Raw genomic sequence first — 19,025 nt, 5'->3', positions numbered from 1 at the left:
ACATCGCCCCGTTCCTGCCACCGCCCTGACCAGGACCGACCCGGAAGCCAGCGACGCGGGCCCTACCGTGCCCACCACACGGCCGGTCCGCCCCGACCAGCCCGCCCCAGGACGACCGGAACCCTGCCGCGCGGTGGGGCCGACGTCGGGGCGCTGACAGCCCCACGCCACCCGTCCACGGCCCGGGGCCACACCATGGGCCTGGAACCCGCCGCGAACCGCCCCGTTCCCGAGCGATGCTTCTCCTTCCTGCCACGCCTCCGCCTCTCCTCCTCGTTGCCGTGGGCCTTTTCGCCCTGATGAACCCCTATGAAGACGCACCCGATGAAGATGCGACACCCGACCTCAGGGCCTTACACGGCTCAGCCTCCGCCGCCGCGTACCGCTGGCAGACGAGGCCGCGCGAAGCACAACGCGTGACAACAAAAAACACGCGGCAGGAATCAACAAGGAACGATGAGATGCAGCGCCTGGAGCTGGTCGATCTTGGGCTCTACACAGGAACAATGGATCAGTTTTATCTCTCACTATGAAGCCGAAAAAGTTTCACTGAGACAGAGGCGAAGAAGGAAGGGATACCGCACGAGTAGAGCGCCCGTGGAGGCGGGCGGGGCGGGCGCGCTCGCCCGTGAGCGAGGGCGCCCGCCCGCCTACGTGACGAGAACTACCCACTGGGGTATAAGTCTGGACGCCCGTTGGCCCACTCACAGGGGCGCTGACCTGCATAGCAGCACGAGTAGGGGTGGGCCAGCTAAGAGTGGCCCATCCGCTGGCCCAGTCGGTGGCCCATGCGCTGGCCCGGGGTTCACTTCGGGTTCAGTGGAGGTTCACACCCCACCTTCCCACTTCCAAGGAAGCCGCAGGGAAAGCGCGCATGCGCTTCTCCCAGGCACAGGAAATCGCGCTTTGTCACTCGATAGGCGAGAGCGCTCCGACCACCTCGATCGCACCAGAGCGACTCTTCATGGGAAGGGATCGCGATTGCCATCCGGGAGGAGAAGATCCTTTTTCCATGGCTTCTTGGCCAGGGGAAGCTTGCGCGTGGCAGGTGACAGAACTCGCATGCTCCTGGTCTGGTGAGAGGAAGAGAGGGCAGACCAGGCCGTCAGGGAGAAGTTCCGGCGGAAGGGGGGAAGGCAGCCACGGGTGGATCGAGGTCAAGGTACCTCTAGGCGGGCGGGTCCGCCCCCGCTTGTCGGGGCGGGCCCGCCCGCCTACGTGAAGAGGACTACCCACTGGGTATAAGTCTGGCTTTCCAACGGCCCACCCAAAGGGCCTTTGACCTGCACTGATAACGCCCGAGAGGTGGGCCGATCAAAGCGGCCCACCCACAGGCGGAGGCACAGGCGGAGTCACAGGCCCCCGGAAAGGCCCAGTCACCGGCGGAGTCACAGGCCCTCCAACGGCCCGTTCCCCGGCATGACGCGGGGGTGGAACACTCTCTCCTGCACCAACGGACAGGCTGCGCGAGTGAGGCCACCTTTACCGCACTCACCACGAGAAGAGGGCGCCCTGCGCTTCCAGGACGCCCCACCACAGCCTCTTGCCAGCCGCGAAACTAAGCCCTCATATCCAGCCAGATACGCACCGCAGAGGCCAGCTCGGCGAACTCTCCGCTCTCATCAGCGCCAGATGACAGCGGTCCTGCTCCAGGGCCACACGTGTTGCCCTGCGCCTGCGGGACCTTGAACACATACGGGCGAACCCCGCGCACCCCGTCATCGTCCACACACCACCCCCGCTCCTCAGGACGGGGCTCGCGCGGGCGGGGTACAGCGATGGTGCCACCGCCAGAACGGCTCTGGCGAGGTCGGGGAACCTCAGGGCCATCTGAGGCCTGACGAGAAGGCTCCGGAATGCCTGCCGGGCCTGCACCGACACCTTTGGGCGGCAGTGGTTTCGTCATGGTGGGGGACGCCGGGTCCGCGCCCCGGCCGAGTGGGCTGCAGAACACGAGCGCCAGCAGCGCTCCGAGCATCCAGCACAGGCGCTCCCCCCAGCCCTGGCGGCGCTTGCGGTGCCGCCCGCTATGCTTCTCCACGATCTCCTCCTGCTGTCGTCAGGTGGGAATCACGCCCCGGACCGGTGTTCTCAGCACCGGCTCGGGGCACCCTTTTCTCTTGCCAGCGACCTCATGGTCGCGGTCTTTTCCCTCCGCGTGCGGTTGCGGCATGGGTGTCAATGGCCCCGGAGGCGTACGCCTCTGAAACTGCGCTTCCCAACCGAACCGCGCGAAAATACGCAGAGATCCACCCCTGGAAAAGCGCACCGCTTCCCAGGGGTGGTTGATGTTCACTTGGACTCGCGAGGTTTTTCAACCCGTTGCGCCAGAAAAACCACCCCGCCGTTCCATCCAAGGCTCATAGTTCGGATAAATAGGACATTCGGCCCCGGATATTCATAGAAGCCGGAGCCCGGCTCACCTACTCCTGACGGCATATGGCCGAAACGGGACAGACTCCGGCCTGCCGAGTACCTCGAGCACGTGGTCGAGGTGTTCCCGGGGGAAGAAGAGATGCGTGTCCCTGGTGCGTGCCGGTCCGCCGTAGACGTCCGGCACGACGGGGCGTACGCAAAGCCAGGACTCCGCTCTTCCCCACTCGTTCATTGCGATACAGATGTCCCGATCCGCTCCGAGGAGGGTGATCAGGTGTTCGGCGGGAGCGGGTCGCAGTTTGAGCCACACCCGGTCGGCGTAGAAGGCGCTCCACCGCGGGTCTCCCGGAGGCATCCCCGGCCCCGAGCCCTTCAGGGATTCGCCGAAGTTCTGGCAACTGGCCCTGGTGTTCATGCCGAGGGACCACAGGCGGAGGACGAGCGGGACGAGTTCACGGTCGATCGGAACACGCACTCCACTGGGTGCCTCGAGCAGCTGGGTCTCGTGGGTCTTCAAGGGGACGCTCATGGTGGCTTCCAGCGGTGTCGTGGGCCTGCGTGAGGGAGACTGCCCAGAGCCGGATGGCCGCTATATGGTGGCGGCCCAGCCCCGCATACGGGTCCGGCTGGATCAGCAGCGTGGGTATGCCGCGCCAGGTTCGCTCCGCGGCCCAGTCGTAGTCCGGTGGAGCGAAGTCGTCGTCGATCCAGGCGACGGGCGCGTTCCCGAGCCAGTCGACTACCGGGTCGCGTTTCCAGAGGTAGCCGCGCGGGTGCGGGGTCGAGATGTCGGGCGTGCCCAGATCGACGTGCGGGAAGTGGGGCATGCCCACGCGTGGCGCGATCAGAAGGTTCGCCTCGGCTCCCCAGCTCGTCGCCCAGCACGGTTGGACGAGGCCGGTGGAACACAGTGCGTTGACCGTCACGCCGTGGTTCGGGTTGAGCCAGATCGGCACATCTCGGTGCCCCCTGAAGTCGACACGGTGGGGAAGGTACTCCGGTGGCACGGAACCGCCTGGGCCGGGGAACGGGTTGAGGACTCCGTCGACGTCGATCAGCAGGTACGGGGGGAAGGCTGCCATGGGTTCACCCTCCAGGGCTCAGACATCGAGGAGACGGGCCGCGTCGTGGGTGTGGCGCCGCACCACGTTCGTGTAGGCGGGATCGGCGGCGGTGTCACCGATCCAGACCAGGGACTGGGCGAGGAACCACTCCAGGGCCCACACCCGGTGCCAGCCGAGCGCCCAGTCCTGTGGCAGCAGGCCTGCGCGTCGGGTGAGCACTCCGGCGCTGCCTCCGGCCTCGACGTAGGACTCCAGGAACGCCCGGGTCCGGTCGGAGTCGGGGGGCTCCACTGTCCCGTGCCAGGAGGCGAGGTCGATCAGGCCCGGGCCGTGGAAGGCTCGGGCCAGGTCGTAGAGACGGACGCGTCCGTCGCGGATGTGCAGGCTCTCGGGATGGAACTCCGAGTGGACCCATCCGTAGGGTGCGGTCGTGGTGCCCTCGGCTCGCGTGGAGGCGGCTCGATCGATGTCGCGCAGTGTCTGCATGATGTCGTCGGCGTCGGACCAGCGTCCCTGGGCGTTCAGCAGGTCCAGGGTGCGCATCGCCCTGCGCGGGAGCGAGGCCAGCCATGTGCTGTCGGCCAGTGGAAGGTGGGGCGGGGCCGCCGCGCTGTGGAGTTGGACCGCCGCCGCGACGCCGTCGTGGTCCGTGGCCTCTCGGTCGGGTTCGCCCAGGTCCTCCATCAGCATCGCCAGGGTGGTGCCCGAGCGCAGGGATGCGATGAGGTGGGGAACGCTGACGCCCGCCTGCCGGGCGCTGGTGAGCGCTTCGTGTTCGTGTGTGAAGGGTTCGGTGGCGCACTTGAAGACGACGGTGGACCCGTCCGTCAGGGTCAGGCGCTCCACGTGTGAGAGTTCCCAGCTGTGCAGCGGCTTGGCTTCGGCGAGTTTGTCGACCATGTCGGCGGCGGCGAGTACCTCGTCGCGCATCCGGTCGATGTCGGGTTGGTGCATGTGTGGCTCCTCGTGTCGAGGAGGGGCTCTCCGTGAACGGACGGAGAGCCCCTGGAGGTCGGGGAGGGTCAGGAGCGTTCGCTGTAGGAGCGGACCGTGGTGAGCCAGGTGTCCCGGAAGGCGTCCAGCTCGTCGCGGAAGCGCTTCATGTCAGTGCCGTAGGGGGCCACGACTCCGCCCCTGCGGTCGGGGGCGGACTGGCAACCGTGCACCAGGCGCCCACCCAGGGCGGCGTGGGCCTTGACTCCCTCGATGCGCCGGTACTCGTTGAACCAGGCGCCGTGGAAGACCTCGTCCAGGAGCTCGGTGGTGGGCTCGTCCAGGTCGTAGACGACCTGTGCGGTGTCGGCGAAGAACCAGGTGGGGCCGACGACACTGATGTGGCCGTCGTCCTCGACCTTGTTTAGGGCGGTGAAGGTGGAGACCTCCGCGAGCATCCGCAGGTGGTCCGCGGTGACCCCGTCGATGCCCAGCGAGGTCAGGTGTTCCTCGCGGAAGAGGTGGCTGTAGACCTGCCAGGCGATGTGCAGGACCTCGGCCGGGTCGTGGGTGGTGCGGGAGTTGCGGGCGATGTAGTCCAGGGCGATCTGTTCGATGGCCGACTCCGAGGTCTCCTCGACGGGAAGGAGTTCGGCGGCGACCTTGTCCCAGTCGATGACGGTCCAGGTGTCGGACTCCAGGCGGAAGAAGTACGCCTCGGGGTCGATGGTGACCGTGTCGTCCTCGACCGACATTCCCGCGACGCGGTTCCAGCGGGGGTCGAAGTTGTGGCCGGGGATGCTCAGGCTCGTCGGGGCCAGCTTGACGGACATGGAGTGGTTCCTCTCTCAGGGTTCTTTGTGGAAGGGGTGTTGGACTGGGCCGCGGCCGTACCAGGGCCGCCGTCCAGAGCTGTGGGGCAGGGGGTGCCTTGTTGTCACCGGCAGGTGTTCGGCCCACCGCTTGTCGCTCTCACCGCAGCGCCGATCGCGAGATGGCGGCCCACACCGTGAGGGGCGTCCCCTGGACGCCCAGGAATCCCCAGCGGCGGCTGAGTCGCTCCACCAAGGCGAGGCCACGCCCGTTCTCCAGGCCGGGATCCATCGGACTCACGCGGGGAACGGAAGGGACCGCACCATGCCGGGGGCCGGCGTCCTCGACGGCGAGGCGGATCACATCGCTGTCGAGGTAGGCGATCGTGACCGTGAAGTGGCCGTTCTGGCCCGATGCCGTGTGCCTCAGAGCGTTGGTCACCAGTTCGGAGAGCACCAGTTCGATGACGTCGGCTTCCTCCTGCGAGAGACCGGTGACCGTCCTCGCCCAGCGGCGGGCCTCACGGACCTGCGGCGGTGTGTGCCCGAATCTCGCGGCGTGACGGCGGTGGACTCCGCCCAATCGGGGCATCGTGGAGTACCCGGGCACCCGGTGGGGCAGCGCCGGTGTCACCTCGGCATCCGCGCAGCCGTCCTGTATGGGTGCGTTCATGGTTTTCATCCGTGTTGCGGTCGTCATCCGCGCCTCGATCTTCTGACCCGTACCGCACGAGTCCTGGGGTGTTCCCTGCCTGCACCTCCCATCGAACACCGAGAGCAACCACAGGTCACGGGGCGTACGGACATGGTTTCTATGCCACCCGTGACGCCCCTGAACTGGCGTTTTCCCGATGGCAAGCGCGTTTCCATGTCAGACCGGTGAGTGCGCGCGACGAAGTGCCGGTTGCAGGCTTTGCGGTTTCGGGCAATCTGGATACCGAAGCCTGAGGAGAGCTGCATGAAGTGGACGAAAGCCCAGCTCCGGAAACTGCGCGAGCAAATGCGCGAGCAGGATCGCACGAACGATGAGATCGCCGACGAAATCCGTATCCGCTGCGGGTGCTCGCCGTTGGCCGCTTATCGCCACATGCGTGGGTGGAGCCAGGCCGAGGCGACCGAGCGGTATCGCGGTTCCGCTGGCGGGTTGCCGCTGGACCAGGCGGGACTCAGCCGCCTGGAGCTCTGGCCCGAGGTGGGCGGGCGAGCACCACAGGCGACACAGGTCATCGCTCTGGCGACGCTCTACGGCACCTCCCCACGGAGACTGCTGTCCCCCGAGGGGTTCGACAAACTGAGCGAGCACGAGCGCAATGTCCTCAAAAGGATCGGAAACCAGATCACTCCCACTGAAACAACCCAGAAGAGCACGGAACAGGCATATTTCTCCGTCAGCGAAGAAACCAGAACGCTACCGCCAGAAAGGCAGATCGAGATGGCCGCGAAACGCGCGATGAGGTTCGGAGCGATGGCGGAGGGGACGAACGTGGGAGTGGAGACCATCCAGGAGCTCTTCGCGGAGGTGTCCAGGCTGGCGAAGGCCTATCCCCGTGCTCCCCTCCACGAGGTTCTAGGAGACCTGGTCGAGGCCCAGGACGTGGCGTTCATGTTGTTGGAGGGGCGGCAGCGTCCCAACCAGACCAGGGACCTGTATCTCCTGAGCGGCCTGTTGAGCATCATGCTCGCCAAAGCCAGTCATGACCTCGGTGATCCGCACGCCGCGATGAAGCAGGCCCGGACCGCGTTCATCTGCGCCGACAACGCCGATCACGACGGGCTGCGCGTCCGGGTGCGCGCCCAGCAGAGCCTGATGGCCTACTGGGCGGGGTGGCCTACCGAAGCCGCCCGGTACGCGGAACTGGCTCGCGATCTGGCCACCGAGCGCACCGGCACGGCCGCCATCTGGCTGATGTCCCAAAGCGCCCGCACGTGGGCCTCGCTGGGCAGCGCGGAACGCGCGCTCGACGACCTCCAGGCGGCCACGGCCCTGCGCGAAGGACTGCGTGGCGACGACCTGGACGAGCTCGGCGGTCTGATGCGCTTCGCGCACTGCCGCCAGCTCTACTACGGAGCCGAGACGCAGATCTGGATTCCTGGACGTGAGGAACAGGCCCAGCAGGTCGCGCAGGAGGCCGTGGGTCTCTACGAGACCGCCGCCGCGGAAGGATCGGACGACTGGGCCTACCAGGACGAGGCCGGGGCACGCGCCGACCTCAGCTATGCCCGGGTCTGTCTAGGAGAGATCGAAGGCGGCGCGCAGGCCCTTGAACCGGTCCTGGGCCTGCCCGCCACGAAGCGGGTGTCCGGCGTGGTGAACAGCGTCATGCGCGTGCACGGCGCCCTACGCGGCCCGGACTACACCGGAAGCAAGGCCGTAGCCCGGCTCCGCCAGGAGATCGAGGCCTACAGCCGCACTCCCGCCTCGGCGCTGACCTCGGGGCGCTAGCCTGCCGCACATGCACCCAGTCGAACTCTCCAGCGCCAGGCTCAGCCTTCGGGAACTGCGCCCCACCGACGTCGAGGACCTGCTCCGGGTCTACGGAGACGCGGAGGCGGTGCGGCACCTGTCCTTCACACCGCGCACCAGGCAGCAGTGCGCGGCCATCGTGGAGGCCGCGATGACCGACTCCGAGCAGGAGGGCAGGGGCGTCCACATGCTCGCTGTCGCGCGGCAGGAGGAGCTTGTCGGCGCCGCGCGCCTGGCCGTGGACGAGCGCCCCCACAGCGCGCAGATCGGTTTCGCCCTGCGACCGGACCTGTGGGGGCGGGGGTTCGGTAGCGAACTCGTCCAGCTCCTGCTCCGGCTCGGCTTCGACCAGCTGGGGCTCAACCGGATATGGGGCGCCCGCTCTCCGGAGAACCAGGCCTCCGAGCGCGTCATGCTCCGGGCCGGAATGGTCGAGGAGGGACGGATCCGACGACACCTGTGGACCCGGGACGCCTGGCGCGACTCTATCGTTCACTCGATCCTGGACGACGAGTGGACAGCAAGCTCAATGACACACAAGCCATAGGCCTACTCCAAGCCCAGGTCACAGACCGAGTGCCGAAAGGCGATCCCGGCACACAACAGCCTCCAGTCAGGCTGGCACGAAACACAGTACGAGCAGGGCCTTCTACACGGGTATCGGGCACTGCCCCCGTTATGTGGTGGTTGGCTCGGATGGTGCGGGTAGCCAAGTCCAGTGTGCCACGTGGCAACGGTGGGCGGGCGCGGCAAAGCCGCATAGCGCCCTTGGCAGTAGGGATTCTGAGCCGACATCCCGCCTACCAGGGGCTTCTTGCTGTGAGGGGAAGTTTCCTCAGGTCGGCATGGGCCCGAAAGCTGCGCCTTCAACGCAAAAAGGTCCCACAATTCCCCTTTTTCGCCAACAAAAAAGACCCGATCGGCAGCCCGAAAACACCGAAAGTGACAAATATAGAACTTACGTACGACCCACCATGTGACCACAGCACCACTTTCGTGATTTTCCGACGAACTCAGGAGATACCTGAGGAACCTGGCATCATTACTCGCGCACCCTCGATTTAGCTCACAAACGGAGGCAAGAGCTGTGAACCTGCGCCAGAGCGTTCCCCTGTCAACCTGGCAAGAGCTACTCCACCTGGGCAGGCGACGCTCCTACGCACCCGGGGCTCCCCTCATGCACCAGGGGCAGGATCCAGGGTTCGTCGTGGCCATACTCCAAGGCACCGTCAAGGTCTCCGAGTGCACCCCCCAGGGCCAGGAAGTCCCTCTGGCACTGCGCGGCCCGGGTGAACTACTGGGCGAGGTGGGCCTGCTCCTCGACCAGCCAAGGACCGCATCCGTGTGGGCTGTCACCAGGTGCGTTGGGCACAGCATCCCCGCTGCGGACTTCCTCTCCCTGATTGATCGGCGTCAACTGCGCAACGCCCTACACCGGCTGTCCCTCGACCGCTCACGAGAGAAGGAGGAGCACATCCGAAGTCTGCTGTGCGACCCAGCGGAGGTTCGAATGGCCCGCCTGCTCGCCCAGCTCGCACGCGAGGTGGGCGAGCTCCGATCCGAAGGCACCGTGATCCACCTCGGTATGAGCCGCGCGGAGCTGGGACTGATGTTGCGCATGAGCCGGGCAACAGCTATTGAGGCCATTGGTCGGCTCAAGGCCCTCGGAATCATCGAGTGCGGCCGAAAGCACATTACTGTCCCCGAGCCCGAGAAACTCGACCTCTACACCGTCACCAAAATGCGCGATGTGATCTGATGCACACCACATCGTCCAAAATCAGACGGATCCGGCTCCCAGCTCGCGTGATGCTTGCTCCGACAACGAGGATTCGAGTTCCCTGGAGGGACGATGGACACTTTGCGCTGGGAGAAGCTCCATCCTTACCGGGCTGTCGTCGCGGTAGATGCCCGCGACTTCAGCTCGCTGGACAGCAATGCCATGGGAATAGTCAACGAGGATGTCCTTCAGCTCCTGAGCAAGGCCATGTCAGCCGTCGGTCTCAGTTCCTGGGATGAGCGCTACTTCGGCCAGCACACCGGAGATGGCTACGTGGCAGGGGTCGACCCGGAGTACCTGCCTGCGCTGGTCAGCTGCCTGCCTCGGGCTCTGAACGACGTGCTCCGAGGACACCCACGTCCGGACAACACCCTGCTCCAGCTACGTCTGAGCGTGCACGTCGGACCGCTTCCCGACACCGGTATCGGTGACCCCATGGTGGAGACCCACCGCCTCTTGGACGACGACCGGCTCCGCCAGCTACTGTCCCGCGCGACCCCTGAGCTGACTCCGCTGGTGATGATCGTGTCGGAGCGCGCCTACGAGGACGTTTTCCGTAGCGGTCGCGCGTTCGGAGGTGCCGCCCCACAGGAATTTGCACGCTGCCTAGTCCGGGTCAAGTCCTTCGAGAAGCCCGCGAGGGTGCACGTACCCGGCCTCGACTGGCGACTTGCTGATCCCGGCCTGTTGCTGTCCGAACCGACGGTGAACAGCCTTCCCACGTCAGCCCAACCCAAGGAGAAGGGCTCTCCGCGATCGACGTTCACCGCCAACGGTGACGGGACCATCCTCCAGGCAGAGCAACAGACCATCCACAGCATCGGTGGTTACGCCGGGGGTCCCCGATGAGCGAAGGAACCAGTGAGATGACTAGCCTGATCCCCGAATCGGCGAAGTACGCCATGTCCCTCAAGGACGAGAGCACCGGTTTCCAGGCAGAGAACCAGTACTTCTTCGAGCGCGGATTCCTGCCACCCACCCCAGTGCCACCTGCGGACTTTGCTCTCTTCGAGCAGAAGCTCTTTGTGGAACCACGCCTCACCGAAGGGTGGGATAACGCCAGAGAACTGATTGCCGACAACGGCGTACTCATCCTCAACGCAGAACCCGGCACCGGTCGGCGTACGGCAGCGCTGTGGCTGTTGAGGGAGGTTCTCGGAGCCGCGGGCAAGATCGTCAATCTCGAAGCAGATTGGTCCAAACCAGACGCCAGATTCCTCCCGTCGCTCGCCGAGCGCGGCTGTGTCCTCGACCTCTCTTCGGAGTTCGCGGAGAATCCGGACCCCAGGTTCGGGCGCTTGCTCGGCGACTTCGGAAGAGAGAACCTCAAACGTGGCCAGCTCCTCGTGGTGTTGACCTCACCTCACACCTGGCAGGGGCGATGGATCGAGGGCACGCGCTCCTTCACCCTGGACCTTGCCCCGCCTGACGCGCATACGGTCGTCAGCCTCCGCCTCGACTCCCAGGGACAAAGCGACCGACGCTCCTGGCTTGACCATGAGGACCTCAAGCAGGTTCTGGGGGAGAATCTTCGGGCCCTGGATGCCAAGCTTCTCAGCGAGCAGCTCCGCAAACTGAACCCCTCAGCCGACCTGACTGAGAAGTTCAAGGAACTCGCCGGCCAGTTCAGCGGATGGCGCTCCCACATCAACAGGACTCTGCTCGCGGAGAAGACCGCTTTCAAAGGCATCTCGCACGGTCAGGCGGTGGCACGCTCTGTGGTCTGGTCGGGCGCCCTGCACTCGGGCTGCCGATCCCAGTGTGCCATCAGCGGATCCGAGCAGTTCCTGGAGGCAGCGAACATCGACCGAAATCCCGCTACTGTCTTCTCCGAACCGACCTCGGCGTACAAGTTCGAACTCGCGTCCATGGAGGAACACGCTGGACGCATACGTTTCCGGGGAGCCAGGGAGGGCCTGCCCGAAGCGATCCTCGATCACCTGTGGACTGGTTACAGCGGTCAGGCGAAGGTTCTCAGGAAATGGGTCGGTTCTGTTCTCGGCTCCAACACGCTGAACCGGGAAGAGCTGTCACTGGTCGCCAAACGCGTCGCCACCCTCGCCGTCAACCGGTCGGACCGTGACCTTCTCCACACCCTGAGAGAAGCACTCGTGGGTGACCAGCGCCCTGTGGCGGTTGAGCTCCTCACCGAGGCCGCACTCTCTCCAACTTCGGGGGCCTATGTGCGCGACCAGCTCTACCAGTGGGCCAAACGCGCAACCGACCCGGAAACGCTGACGCTGGTCGCTGAAGTCTGTGGCGGTGAACTCGGACGCAAAAAACCTAGCATCGCGCTGACCAGACTGCGCCAGGTCGCCAAACACGCTGAATTCGGTTTCGCCCCGCTGGCACAGGCCCTGAGTCAGATGGCGGAAGCACACCCGAGTGTCGTGCGCTCCCTTCTCTCCCGTTTGGCCAAGGCCGAGGATCCTCGTGAACGCCTGGGGATTCAACTCGCTCTCGCCCAAAGCGAACCCGGATCCTGGATTCTTCTGGGGAACGGAGCCGAACGTCTGGCCGACTCTGGGGCTCGCCACGACCTCATCGCTTCCCTGCACTCATTGATCAGCGACGACCGGTCCGGACCAGCCACACACAGGGCGCTTCAGAACTGGGGGGCCCTCGTCCAGAAGCGGCATCTCAACGATGAGGTCACCGCACTCCTCGTCGAGGTCTACAGCGCGCCCCTCCCACATTCAGTACGAGCAGAGTTTAGACACGACGACCCCTACTGGCAGAAGATCATGGACCAAGCCACCAAGCGCGCTCTGATGGCTCTTGAAGCCTTCGGGGCACAGATGGAATCCCCTGCCTGACCATGTTCAACCAGACAGAGAACGGCCTGCGACTGCGCATCCGCACATGGCTGCCCACCGGGATACCCGGCGTGTCCATGCGGATGCGCGGTCGTGCCCGCTACCGGACAGACCAACACATCACACGCACGGAACGACATCCCCTACGGCTTGCGGCAGCACTCTCCGTGCATCACATCGCTTCGGCGCTGACCACCAGAGCACTGCTCTGGAGGGATCACGACATCAGTGACCGGGTGTCCCTTGCCCTTGCTGACTGGCACCGATCACCCCACCCGAAGTTCGCACACCTGGAAGTGAAAGCACGTGTGCGGCTCTGGATTGCGCGCACGGACCAGAGCAAAATCGACGACTACCAAGCGGACCGGCGCCTCCAACACGTGAAGCTGGCAGTGCTCAGTGACCAGCTTCACCACATCAGCAGCGAAGTGCTGTCCAGCACGGAGAACGCTCGGGCCTGGTGGCTCAGGCAGCATGGCACGAGCCCCGAATCCTGGGACACCTTCGACCGGCTGTTCCTCCCCTTGGTCAAGGACAGCGGAGGTCCGCAGGACAGCTCAACAAAAATCGCGTTCATCATCGCCTCCGCGATCCGTCGCATCGAGGACAAGCCAGCCGACCACGCGGAACTGCTGAGGACAACAGCGGCCATTCTGAGGCTGTACAGGCAGGGAGACCTAGCAGAAGACCTCAGCGGCAACGGGAAGGGCAACCCTGATCGGGAGCATTCTCCCGATCAGGGAACACTCGCGGGTGACCGTGTTCGGCACTCATCGCAGAATGGCCACCGAGATTAGACGGTATATAGCGACGGGCACGAAACACTCAGCCCGTTCGATCCGCGCTGCGGCAGTCGTTGTTCTGCATAACGATTACGTCCCAGCCTGGCCTGGCCTGGGACTGGTCGACGTGGGTGTTCTCCACTTTCTTGCCGACGGGCTCATCTTTGAACTCGCCATGGGAGAAGTCGATGTGATCGCCATCGTAGTGGAGGTTGCCTACCCCGCCGTGAATCGTGTGTGCCTGCACTGCTGTGCCCCACACCGGTCCGATGATCTGATTGGAAACCCCCGCCTGCGGGGCGATTGCATCGAGCTCCCGCAGAAGAGCCTGGAGTCGCGCCACGGTGTCTGGGTTAGCCTGAAGTAGGCGGCGGAGTTTGGGTTTCCATTCCCCGGCTGCTTCTGTGGCCAACTCGGGGTGGGAAGTGACCTCGGTGCGGGAACGTTCCAACTCAGCCACGGCCACATGGCTGGCTTTGGCGAATAGAGAAGAGAACCCGTTCACCGTCGACTGCCAGGCAAGAGCGTCGTCCTGGGTCATAGAGTGGATCAGGATTGTGGTGGCCTGCTCCACCAGCTGGGATGTGTCGTTCATCGCGGTTGCTCCTGTTCCTCACTAACCTGGAACGTGCACGCCCGAGGGGCGGGGCACGCGCGGATAAGACACAGTAACGGTCCTGAATGGTCCCCATCCCCGATTTGGCGCAAACCCCCACCGATGGCCGCGCTCGGCGCCTGTAACACGCTGAGGCCCCGGAGTCTCCAGGCACAGACCCGACTCAACAGCCACATGGCGAGAATCTCGCGAGGTGCCATCGGACACCGCCAACGGGGCATGCGTGCTCCGTTCGTGCTCCGCGGTTTTGGAACAGGGCGACACCGCGCGGCACGGCATGGCACCGGACAGCACGGCGGATCAGATGGGGTGCCATAAAACGGTGCATAGTGCCATGTGACGGTACGCAACCAGGACACTTCTCATCCGATGGTCGTAGCTTCGAACTTTGCAGTCCCCAAATGACTGACGCCCCCTGGCAACGGCGCACTCGACTACAGGATGCCCTGGCCCCTCCCCCAGCAGGAGACTGACACAGCCTTAGCGAAACGCCTCTATGAGACCGGGTTGGCGGAGGGGTTCGCGAAACCCCGCACCGGCCCACCGCTCATCCAGCAATCCAGATGCGTTGCTGAGGGTGGACTGGGGTTTTCAGGAAGACCCAATGGTCTTCATTATGCCCTCATAAGACCCAAAAGCATGGTTTTCGCCTTTATCTAAGCGTTTGTCTAGTACTGGTGGTCACCCAGTGTGAGGCGCCCCGACGTTTCCGGACTTCCCCCTACCGCACCCTTCACACAGATCATGCGAGGGAATGTGGCAAAACCACCTCGAAGGTCGTTCCCCGATGGTTCGATACCCGGGTACGCGGTTCCGGTTCGAAGTGGTGAGGGAAAACCGTGGTCGACACGTGGGAGCAGCCCCCGGATCCCGATCCGGTCGCGCGGCCCTGGGCGAAGCACACGAAGCACGGCCAGCACGCCCTGGTCTGCCACGCGATCGACACCATGGAGGTCGCCTACCTCCTCTACCCGGTCATCCTCGGGCCCCGCGTACGCCGAGAACTCGATCAGGCCTTCGAGCCGCTGGGACAAGCCCGGGACTGGGTGGCGCTCCTGTGCGGCCTGCACGACCTCGGGAAGTTCACCCCCGCCTTCCAGTCGCTGGTCATCGAAGTCGCCAGGACGCGGTTCCTGGAAGAAGACCACGAGGTCCTGAACCGCAACGCGCCCACCAAGGCGGGGCGCAGATGGGACACCAAGCACGGACTCGGCACCGCCGTGCACCTGCAGGACATGCTCAAGGTGGCCGGAGCCCCGCACGACACCGCCCAGCTGATCGGGCACATGCTCGGCGGACACCACGGGTGGTTCCCCGAACCAGGGGTGGTCCGGAGCGTCAGGAAGAAGGATGACCTCGGTGACCGGAGCTGGGCGCTGAGGCGTTCAGAGCTGGTCAGGAAGGTCTCGGCCCTGCGCGGGCTCGACTTCGAGACACCCAGCTGGAGCCGGGTGGAGATGTCTTCCCTCGCCCTGCTGGGACTGGCTGGGCTGACCACCATCTCGGACTGGGTCGCCTCCGACACCTCCCGGTTTAAATACGAACCCTGGCCGGAGGATCTCCACGCCTACCGCGCCCGCGCCCGCGAGCAGGCCAAGCGGACACTGGAGACCACCGGGTGGGCGGCATGGCAGCCTCCTGAGCGCACCGGCTACCGGGACCTGTTCAACGAGGATCCGCGGCCCCTCCAGCAGGCAGTGGAGAAGGTGCTGGAGCAGTGCGCGGAACCGGGCGTCCTGGTGGTCGAGGCACCGACCGGAGAGGGCAAGACCCGGGCCGGGCTCCAGGCCGCCACCGACCTGGCGTGCCGACTCGGTCTGGGCGGGCTCTACCTGGCGACGCCCACCAAGGCCCTGAGTAGGCAGGCCGCGGACGACGTCCGCGAACTCATGCGAGTGACGAACTCGCCCTTGGACGTCAACCTGGTCTACTCCGGCGCGGCCGCGGAGCTGCGCGCCGGACGGCAGGAGACCCAGATCCGTCCCACCGCGGTGGGCGAGCACGAGCACTCCGAGGACGAGAACGGACAGGACTCACTGGAGTGGTTCACGCGTAAGCGGGGACTCGCCTTCCCGGTCGGGGTGGGCACCATCGACCAGCTGGTCAAGTCGGTGATCCGGACCGGCCACAACTACCTCGGCATGACCAGTGTCAGCAACAAGGTCGTGATCGTGGACGAGGCTCACGCCTACGACTTCTACACCGGCCTGTTGGTGGACCAGCTCATGTGGTTCTGCGGCCGGATGGGCGTGCCGGTGGTACTGATGTCGGCCACGCTACCGGCGAACCAGCGGGAGGAGCTGGTCGAGTTCTGGCACGCGGGCGCCGGGGGCAGAAAACCCGATCTGGAGCGCACCCGTGTGGTCGAGCCGGGCTCGTGGCAGGTCATGTGGTCGGGTGCCCCCCGGAACGCGGAACCGTTCGAGCTCTCCAACGAGACGAAGGGCCGGGGAGCGGTCCAGGTCAGGCACATAGACGACTCCCCCGCCGCCATCGCCTCGCGGGTGGTCGAGGGTGTGGGTGCCGCGGGCACGGCGATCGTCGTGCTCGACACCCTGAGGCGGTCCCAGGACGTGCACGACCGGATCGCGGACCTGCTGGCTGCCACGAACCACAGTCCGGAGCTGGTCCTGTTCACCGGGCAGTCCCAGGGAGCCGAACGCACAGAGGTCGAGCGCAGGGTGCGAATGCTGCTGGGCAAGGATTCCCCGCCAGAGCGGCACGCGATCGTCGTGGGAACGCAGGTGTTGGAACACGGTCTGGACATCGACGCGGATCTGATGGTGTCCGACCTGTGCCCGATCGACCTGCTGTTCCAACGTGCGGGACGCCTCCACCGACATGACCGTGACAACCGACCGCTGGGCCTGGAGACCCCCACTCTGCTGATCGCCGACACCGATCCGGTGAAACGCGAGGCCCGACCCCCGAGCGCTCGGACCTCCCTGGTGTTCGCCCCGGGGGTGTCGAAAATCTACCTGCCGTGGGTGCTCGGCCGCACGCGCGTGGTCCTGCGGGACGTCCTGTCCCGGGGCAGCTGGGACCCCCTCGACGAGATCGGCAAGCAGGTGCACCAGGTCTACGTGGAGGACACACCGCTCACGGAGCCGGGGTGGGAGAAGGCCTGGGAGGCCGCGGAGCGCGGATACGAGCGCAGGCGGCGGTGGCTGCGCTTCCAGGCGTCGGCGGTGATGACCTCGCTGGTCACCACACCGCGGAGTCTGCTCCGGCTGACCCGCCGCTCCGGGCCCGGAGGGCAGACACGCCCCCGTGACGGCAGGGAGAGGGACGCGAAGTGACCGACGACCAGTGGCAGACCGAGGAGGACGAGCACGCTCCCCAGGACACGTGGTTCGTCGTACTGCGCAGGGAAGGGTCGGGGCCACCGCGCACGCGGAGCGGAACACCCGTGGACCTGGTCAGCGAGGAACTCCCCGCTGACCTTGTCGCCCGGCTCCTCGACGAGGACGTCATCGTGCTCTCCGCACCGGTGGACCTGCCGTCCGACGCTCTTGACCTGATCAGATCGCGGACGTCGGTTCCACCAGCGTTCCAACGCTCGGGCTGGTTGCGTGACCACCGCGTTCTGGTCCTCACCGACGGCTGCTGGGAGCACGAAGGGGTACAGGTGGCGACCCGGCCAGACCGAAGTCTTCGCATTACGGCGGAGGAAGTCGACTGACGGACTTTGGTCCCTGCCCTCCCGTCTTCCCCGAACACTACGTTGGCCCCCTCACTACCTCCCGGAGCTCAGGTGCCCTCCTTCAACCTGCTGCGCGAACGGTGGCTTCCCGTGATCACCCTTCGGGGTGAACCGGAGCTGCTGAGCCTGCACGAACTCTTCGTACGCGCCCACGAGCTGCGCTGCCTGCGGGCGGAGGCTCCCGTGGTCACCGCCGCGCTCCACCGTCTGCTCCTGGCCTTTCTGCACCGCTCCCACCTGGGCCCTGACTCGGGCTCGGACGATGAGTGGGTCCGACTGTGGAAGCAGGACGGGTTCGACCCGGAACTGATCACCCGGTACGGCGAGGACCATGCCGACGCCTTCGAACTGCTGGGGGGCGACCGACCGTTCATGCAGTGCCCGGGGCTGTCTGTAGTGGAACCCAAACCCGCCACCCAGCTGCTGCTGTACCGCGCCAAGGGCAACAACACCACCCTCTTCGACCACACGACCGAAGGCGAGCGTCCGGACCTGCCCGCGGCCGTGGCGGCGCGGTGGCTGGTGACGCTGCACGCCTTCGACACTGGCGGAACCAAGACCCCCTACAGGGCCAAGGGGCCGAAGAGCTCCAAGTCCGGGCTCGGCAACCACTTCGCGACCGTGCTCCTCGAAGGGGAGGACCTCAGGCAGACCCTGCTGCTCAACATGGTCGCGTACGCGCCTGGTCTGGGGCTGCCTATGGAGACGACGCGCCACGACGACCGGCCGGTGTGGGAGCTGGAACGGCCTCCGGACCCCGCACCGGAGGAAGGTGTGGTCCCCCGGGGATGGACCGACCTGCTCACGTGGCCCTCCCGCCGCATCCTGCTGCACGGAAGGGACACCGCGCAGGGGCCCGTCGTGGATGGTGCCGTGGTCTCCCCCGGGTCGCAGCTCAAGCCTGCGCTCCAGGAGATCGAGGCCATGGCGGCCTTCCGGAAGCTGGACAGGAAGCAGCCCACCTATCTGCCCGTGCGGTTGGAGCTGCTGCGCGGAGTGTGGCGGCATGCCCGCGAGCTACTGCTGACGGTTGAGGGCCATGCCCTCCGGCAGCGGCCGTTGAACGTGCAGCACGTCGCCGAGCAGGTCGACGCAGAACGCCTCGACGAAGGGCAGAGCGTCACGCTGCGGGTGTTCGGGCAGCAGTTGACGTCCAACCCCGGCGCGGTCGAGTTCTGGTCCGAGGAAGCACTCCCGATCAAGCTCTCCCTGCTGCGCGCCCGGAACCTGGACTGGCCCCTGGAGGACCTGTTCGGTTACGCCGTGGGGCTGGCCGACGACGTCGGCACCGCCCTCCAGGACCTCACCAAGAACTACAGCAAGGAGCTGCGGGGAAACTTCGACCCGCGCAAGCACGACGGCTACCTCGCCGAACGCTACTGGCCGCGTCTGGACACCGCATTCGCCCACCTGCTCCGCGAGCTGGGCGACCTGGTCCAGGTGCACCAGGCGAACGAGCCGGAGGGCCGGACCGAACTCGCGCGGATCTTCGAGGAGTGGCAGGCGCACGTGGACGGCACGGCCCAGGAGGCGGCTCGTACGTGGGTGGACGAGTTCCCGCGCACGGCACCGCGCCAACTCCTCGCGGTGGCCCGCGCCGAGATGATCTTCCTCGGCGCTCTACGGGACCACAAAGAGAAGTACCAGCACGACGTCGGCCAATACACCAGGTGAGGAAA

Annotated in this window: 15 protein-coding genes and 1 pseudogene; 11 read left to right on the top strand and 5 right to left on the bottom strand. The window is 65.8% G+C overall.

The genetic code is table 11. The features are described from left to right. Window positions 1-299: 299 nt before the first annotated feature. The gene (locus tag FYW99_RS19115; RefSeq protein ID WP_150253389.1) at window positions 300-533 is read left to right on the top strand and encodes a hypothetical protein; all 234 of its coding nucleotides are present in this window, start codon (window positions 300-302) and stop codon (window positions 531-533) included. Between the two features lie 2,295 nt (window positions 534-2,828). On the opposite strand, the gene FYW99_RS19110 is transcribed toward FYW99_RS19115, so the two are convergent. The 4 genes from FYW99_RS19110 to FYW99_RS19095 all read right to left on the bottom strand — a co-directional run bounded on the left by FYW99_RS19110 (window position 2,829) and on the right by FYW99_RS19095 (window position 5,858). Further along, window positions 2,829-3,458, bottom strand: a complete 630-nt coding sequence (locus FYW99_RS19110) for an HAD domain-containing protein (protein WP_150253388.1) — start codon at window positions 3,456-3,458, stop codon at window positions 2,829-2,831. Between the two features lie 18 nt (window positions 3,459-3,476). Further along, window positions 3,477-4,394: a protein kinase family protein gene (locus FYW99_RS19105; protein ID WP_223839230.1), complete on the bottom strand. Its 918-nt coding sequence runs from the start codon at window positions 4,392-4,394 to the stop codon at window positions 3,477-3,479. A gap of 68 nt (window positions 4,395-4,462) precedes the next feature. Then, window positions 4,463-5,206, bottom strand: a complete 744-nt coding sequence (locus tag FYW99_RS19100; protein WP_150253387.1) for a hypothetical protein — start codon at window positions 5,204-5,206, stop codon at window positions 4,463-4,465. Window positions 5,207-5,345: 139 nt separating this feature from the next. After that, window positions 5,346-5,858, bottom strand: a complete 513-nt coding sequence (locus FYW99_RS19095; RefSeq protein WP_223839228.1) for an ATP-binding protein — start codon at window positions 5,856-5,858, stop codon at window positions 5,346-5,348. Between the two features lie 414 nt (window positions 5,859-6,272). On the opposite strand from FYW99_RS19095, the gene FYW99_RS19090 reads away from it, so the two are divergent. The 7 genes and pseudogenes from FYW99_RS19090 (at window position 6,273) to FYW99_RS19065 (ending at window position 13,042) form a co-directional block, all read left to right on the top strand. Then, window positions 6,273-7,628 carry a hypothetical protein gene (locus FYW99_RS19090; protein ID WP_223839226.1) on the top strand — a complete coding sequence of 452 codons (1,356 nt, stop codon included), beginning with the start codon at window positions 6,273-6,275 and terminating at the stop codon, window positions 7,626-7,628. A 10-nt stretch (window positions 7,629-7,638) separates the two neighbouring features. After that, entirely contained in the window at window positions 7,639-8,196 is a 558-nt protein-coding gene (locus FYW99_RS19085) for a GNAT family N-acetyltransferase (RefSeq protein WP_150253386.1), read from the top strand. 540 nt (window positions 8,197-8,736) lie between these two features. Then, window positions 8,737-9,048: pseudogene (locus FYW99_RS33080) on the top strand (Crp/Fnr family transcriptional regulator); the annotation flags it as partial. A gap of 111 nt (window positions 9,049-9,159) precedes the next feature. Then, window positions 9,160-9,408: a helix-turn-helix domain-containing protein gene (locus tag FYW99_RS32840; protein WP_263364077.1), complete on the top strand. Its 249-nt coding sequence runs from the start codon at window positions 9,160-9,162 to the stop codon at window positions 9,406-9,408. A gap of 93 nt (window positions 9,409-9,501) precedes the next feature. Further along, window positions 9,502-10,278 carry a hypothetical protein gene (locus tag FYW99_RS19075; protein WP_150253384.1) on the top strand — a complete coding sequence of 259 codons (777 nt, stop codon included), beginning with the start codon at window positions 9,502-9,504 and terminating at the stop codon, window positions 10,276-10,278. A gap of 17 nt (window positions 10,279-10,295) precedes the next feature. Next, on the top strand, window positions 10,296-12,245 hold the full coding sequence (locus FYW99_RS19070; protein WP_150253383.1) for a hypothetical protein: 1,950 nt from the start codon (window positions 10,296-10,298) through the stop codon (window positions 12,243-12,245). Window positions 12,246-12,247: 2 nt separating this feature from the next. Continuing rightward, window positions 12,248-13,042 carry a hypothetical protein gene (locus FYW99_RS19065; RefSeq protein WP_150253382.1) on the top strand — a complete coding sequence of 265 codons (795 nt, stop codon included), beginning with the start codon at window positions 12,248-12,250 and terminating at the stop codon, window positions 13,040-13,042. Between the two features lie 28 nt (window positions 13,043-13,070). On the opposite strand, the gene FYW99_RS19060 is transcribed toward FYW99_RS19065, so the two are convergent. After that, on the bottom strand, window positions 13,071-13,622 hold the full coding sequence (locus tag FYW99_RS19060; protein WP_150253381.1) for a hypothetical protein: 552 nt from the start codon (window positions 13,620-13,622) through the stop codon (window positions 13,071-13,073). 860 nt (window positions 13,623-14,482) lie between these two features. On the opposite strand from FYW99_RS19060, the gene cas3 reads away from it, so the two are divergent. The 3 genes from cas3 to casA all read left to right on the top strand — a co-directional run bounded on the left by cas3 (window position 14,483) and on the right by casA (window position 19,020). Continuing rightward, a complete protein-coding gene (cas3, locus tag FYW99_RS19055; protein WP_223839222.1) occupies window positions 14,483-16,942 on the top strand; it encodes a CRISPR-associated helicase Cas3' in 2,460 nt (819 codons plus the stop codon). Continuing rightward, window positions 16,939-17,325: a hypothetical protein gene (locus FYW99_RS19050; RefSeq protein ID WP_150253380.1), complete on the top strand. Its 387-nt coding sequence runs from the start codon at window positions 16,939-16,941 to the stop codon at window positions 17,323-17,325. The genes cas3 and FYW99_RS19050 overlap by 4 nt, the downstream gene beginning before the upstream one ends. Window positions 17,326-17,397: 72 nt before the next feature. Further along, the gene (gene casA, locus FYW99_RS19045; RefSeq protein ID WP_150253379.1) at window positions 17,398-19,020 is read left to right on the top strand and encodes a type I-E CRISPR-associated protein Cse1/CasA; all 1,623 of its coding nucleotides are present in this window, start codon (window positions 17,398-17,400) and stop codon (window positions 19,018-19,020) included. Window positions 19,021-19,025: the final 5 nt, after the last annotated feature.

Source organism: Nocardiopsis deserti, from assembly GCF_008638355.1.
Classification (GTDB): domain Bacteria; phylum Actinomycetota; class Actinomycetes; order Streptosporangiales; family Streptosporangiaceae; genus Nocardiopsis; species Nocardiopsis alborubida.
Note: the sequence above shows the minus strand (reverse complement) of the source record. Positions and strands in the feature narration are given on the sequence as shown.

Coding starts and splice junctions, on each gene's coding strand:
- FYW99_RS19105 (WP_223839230.1), bottom strand. CDS start 4,394: ATGCACCAACCCGACATCGACCGGATGCGCGACGAGGTACTCGCCGCC.
- FYW99_RS19110 (WP_150253388.1), bottom strand. CDS start 3,458: ATGGCAGCCTTCCCCCCGTACCTGCTGATCGACGTCGACGGAGTCCTC.
- FYW99_RS19090 (WP_223839226.1), top strand. CDS start 6,273: ATGCGTGGGTGGAGCCAGGCCGAGGCGACCGAGCGGTATCGCGGTTCC.
- FYW99_RS19085 (WP_150253386.1), top strand. CDS start 7,639: ATGCACCCAGTCGAACTCTCCAGCGCCAGGCTCAGCCTTCGGGAACTG.
- FYW99_RS32840 (WP_263364077.1), top strand. CDS start 9,160: ATGGCCCGCCTGCTCGCCCAGCTCGCACGCGAGGTGGGCGAGCTCCGA.
- FYW99_RS19095 (WP_223839228.1), bottom strand. CDS start 5,858: ATGAACGCACCCATACAGGACGGCTGCGCGGATGCCGAGGTGACACCG.
- FYW99_RS19065 (WP_150253382.1), top strand. CDS start 12,248: ATGTTCAACCAGACAGAGAACGGCCTGCGACTGCGCATCCGCACATGG.
- FYW99_RS19100 (WP_150253387.1), bottom strand. CDS start 5,206: ATGTCCGTCAAGCTGGCCCCGACGAGCCTGAGCATCCCCGGCCACAAC.
- FYW99_RS19075 (WP_150253384.1), top strand. CDS start 9,502: ATGGACACTTTGCGCTGGGAGAAGCTCCATCCTTACCGGGCTGTCGTC.
- FYW99_RS19070 (WP_150253383.1), top strand. CDS start 10,296: ATGACTAGCCTGATCCCCGAATCGGCGAAGTACGCCATGTCCCTCAAG.
- FYW99_RS19115 (WP_150253389.1), top strand. CDS start 300: ATGAACCCCTATGAAGACGCACCCGATGAAGATGCGACACCCGACCTC.
- FYW99_RS19060 (WP_150253381.1), bottom strand. CDS start 13,622: ATGAACGACACATCCCAGCTGGTGGAGCAGGCCACCACAATCCTGATC.